At 61.1% G+C, this 3,518-nt stretch carries 3 protein-coding genes; 1 reads left to right on the top strand and 2 read right to left on the bottom strand.

The annotated features are described in order from the left end of the window. Positions 1–217: 217 nt before the first annotated feature. Positions 218–1,348 (top strand): helix-turn-helix transcriptional regulator, encoded by a 1,131-nt coding sequence (locus WB528_RS19475; RefSeq protein WP_423890027.1) that lies wholly within the window; start codon positions 218–220, stop codon positions 1,346–1,348. 38 nt (positions 1,349–1,386) lie between these two features. Here the strand turns inward: WB528_RS19475 and WB528_RS19470 are convergent, their stop codons facing one another. Together WB528_RS19470 and WB528_RS19465 are read right to left on the bottom strand one after the other, a co-directional pair. Then, entirely contained in the window at positions 1,387–2,997 is a 1,611-nt protein-coding gene (locus tag WB528_RS19470; RefSeq protein WP_423890026.1) for an acyl-CoA synthetase, read from the bottom strand. Positions 2,998–3,074: 77 nt separating this feature from the next. Continuing rightward, the coding region (locus WB528_RS19465) for a GatB/YqeY domain-containing protein (protein WP_423890025.1) at positions 3,075–3,518 on the bottom strand (444 nt) is incomplete at its 5' end.

The raw sequence follows: 3,518 nt of genomic DNA, 5'->3' as shown, positions 1-3,518 counted from the left end.
CTTGATACGCAAGTCGGATGTATGTCGGCATGAAAAACTCCGTCTCTCTCTCTCTTCGGTCCGGTCTTTTAACCTCGAAGAAGGCGAGGCCGCATCTGCCGATTGGGAGATACCGATCCGCTTGCCGGACTAATTCGGTCAAGTGTGGGGTTTCTCACACTGTTCGGAGTGGATTGACTTTTGCATCCCTGCTTTCGAAAGAATGCCCGAGTGTTCGATGGTTACTGAAACCGCTCAGCTATTGAATCTCATCGGCTTGATCTATGACGCCGCTCTGGAGCCCGGGCTTTGGACCGCCGTGCTCGAAAAGACGGCCGGATTCGTCGGCGGCATGGGCGCATCGATTTTCCGGCAGGATGCCGTCCGAAAGGTCGGAAACGCCTATTACACATGGGGCATGGACCCGGATTACGAGCGGCTCTATTTCAAGAAATACATTCATCACAATCCTCTACTCCCGGCGATGTTGACCGTCGGCATAGGCCAGGTCAGCAGCAGCTCGGAGCAGCTCGTCCCGACGGAGTTCTTCGAGACGCGGTTCTACAAGGAGTGGGCCAGGCCGCAGGGATTGATCGACAACGTTTTCTGCATTCTCGAAAGATCAGCGACAAGCGCCGCGGGATTTGTTGTATTCCGCCATGAACGAGACGGAATGGCGGACGCCGCAGCGTTCGAACTCCTTGCCGCTCTCGTGCCTCATCTGCGTCGAGCCGTGTTGATCGGCAATGTCGTCGAGCGCAAATCGGCGGAAGCGCAAGGCCTCTCCGATCTATTGGATCATATCAGGGCAGGTGTTTTCGTCGTCGATGCCCGCGGCAACCTGATCTATTCGAACAAGGCGGGGCAGGACATCCTTTCGGAGGGCGACTATCTGCGGGCCACAGCCGGCAAGCTGTCCGCCCGGGAATCCGGGGCCGATCAACTTTTGAAGGAAGCCTTTCGCGCCACCGGAGACGGAGACGCGGCGATCAGCAGCAAGAGCATCGCAATCCCGCTGATGGCAGCCGACGGCACACGTCGTGTCGCCAACCTCCTGCCGCTGACGCGGCGGCGTATCGCGGGAATCGACGAAACCGCCACCGCGGCCGTCTTCGTGCACAAGGCGGCGCTTGAACTCCCCAACCCACCCGAGGTCATCGCCGACGCCTACCGACTGACGAAGGCCGAGCTGCGGGTCTTGTTGGCGCTGATGGAGTTGGGTGGAGGTCCCCAAATCGCGGAGGCGCTTGGCATCGGCACCGGGACCGTGAAAACCCACTTGCGCAATCTGTTCCAGAAGACCGGGGTGAAACACCAGGCCGATCTGGTGAAGTTGGTTGCCGGATTCTCCCGATCCATGGTTGGCTAGGCCGGGATTTGCTGCTCGGCATGGCCGGCTGAAAGCCGCTATCCCCTCGTCCGCAGCTCCCGCCGCAGCACCTTGCCCGTCGCCGTCATCGGCAGGCTGTCTGCGAATTGCACGAAGCGCGGATATTCGTGCGCGGCGAGTTTTACCTTGACGAAATCCTGGATCTCGCGGGCCAGTGCTTCGCTCGGTGCAAATCCCGGACGCAGCACGATCCACGCCTTGATCGATTCGGTGCGGACGGGATCGGGAATGCCGACCACCGCCGACATCGCAACCGCCGGATGTTTCAGCAGGCAATCCTCGATTTCGGACGGGCCGACGCGGTAGCCGGCCGTGGTGATGACGTCGTCCTCGCGGCTGAGATACCAGAAGTAGCCGTCTTCATCCTGCCTTCCGAGATCGCCGGTCAGAAGAAATTCGCCGGAAAATTTCTTTTGCGTCGCTTCCGGATTCTTCCAGTATTCGATCATGGTGACGGGATTGGGTTGGCGAACCGCGATAATGCCGCGCTCTCCCCGCGGCAATTCCTGTCCCTTGTCGTCGATGATGCGCACGTCGAATCCCGGCGTCGCCTTGCCCATCGAACCCGGCCGGATCGGAAACAGTTTGGCGTTGTTGCCGACGGCCAGATTGCATTCGGTCTGGCCGTACCCTTCATGCACTTCGATGCCGAAGGTGGCCCGCACCCAGTCCAGCAGCTCGGCGCCAAGCGCTTCTCCGCCCGAGAAGATGGTGCGCAGCTTCACGCCGGGATGTTTCACCTCGGCCTGGCGCATCAGCTTCAGCGCGGTCGGCGGCAGAAACACGTTTCGGATGGCGTGGTCGGCCATCAACTGCATCGCCGCATGGGCGTCGAATTTCTTCGCGCGATGTCCGACCACCGGCACGCCGTGATAGAGCGCCGGAAACAACACGTCGAACAAGGCGCCGATCCAGGCCCAGTCGGCCGGCGTCCACATCACGTCATCAGCTTTGGGAAAGAAGTCGTGAATCATCTCGACATTGGGCAGATGACCGAGCAGCACCCGATGGGCGTGCAGCGCGCCCTTTGGATTGCCTGTCGTGCCCGAGGTGTAGATGATCATCGCGGGATCGTCGGCCGCGGTATCGACGGTGACAAAGTCGGACGGGGCGGCCTCAAGCGTCGGCCAGAACGCTTTCGTGCCTGCGGGCGCTTCGTCGCCGACGAGATAGACCTGCTTGAGCTCGGGAAGCCGATCGCGGATTTTTTGCAGCTTTTCCCACCCGGCCGCATCGGTGACGATGGCCTTGGCACCGGAGTTGGCGAGGCGAAATTCCAGCGCTTCTTCGCCGAACAACGCAAACAGCGGAATCGACACCATGCCGGCGCGAAATGCCGCCAGATGACCGATCGGCAATTCCAGCGACTGCGACAGGAACAGCGCGACGCGATCGCCACGCACCAGGCCGTCGGCCCCGAGCACATTGGCGAAGCGGCGCGACATGGAGGCCAAGTCATCGAACGACGTGCGGCGCGAAGTGCCGTCCTCGTCGACATAGATCAGCGCGAGCCGGCCTGACCCATCGGCGTGACGATCGCAGCAGGCGGTTGCCATATTGAAGCGCGGCGGAATCTCCCAGCGGAAATCGCGGCAGAGCTTGTCGTAGTCATTAGTCTCGGTGAGCATGAGAAGAAGCTTTCAAGGTCCTTCACGAGTAGCGGGGGCGTCCCCGCGAACGCCGGGACGACATGCACCGGCAAAAATCAACCCGTCAGCGCGGCCTTTACGAGCCCGCTGGCCTTGCCGAAATCCATCTGGCCGGCAAATTTGCCTTTGAGGTGGCCCACGACCTTGCCCATATCCTTCATGCCGGCGGCGCCGGTCTCCTTAATGGCGGCTGATATCGCGGCCTTCATGTCGTCATCCGACATCTGCTTCGGCAGGTATGCCGAGATCACCGCGATCTCCTCACGCTCCTGCGCGGCCAATTCGGCCCGGCCGCCCTTTTCGTAGAGCTCGACCGATTCCTGGCGCTGCTTGATCATTTTCTGCAACACGCTGAGCAGGTCGGCGTCGGACAGCGGCGGTTTGCCTTCCCCGCGCGCAGCAATATCCGCGTTCTTGATGGTGGAATTGACCATCCGCAGCGTGGAGAGCTTGCGCTCCTCCCTGGCCTTCATCGCCTCCTTGACCGCGTTGTTGATGTC

It is taken from the genome of Bradyrhizobium sp. (assembly GCF_049586575.1).
In the GTDB taxonomy this organism is placed as follows: domain Bacteria; phylum Pseudomonadota; class Alphaproteobacteria; order Rhizobiales; family Xanthobacteraceae; genus Bradyrhizobium.
Note: the sequence above shows the minus strand (reverse complement) of the source record. Positions and strands in the feature narration are given on the sequence as shown.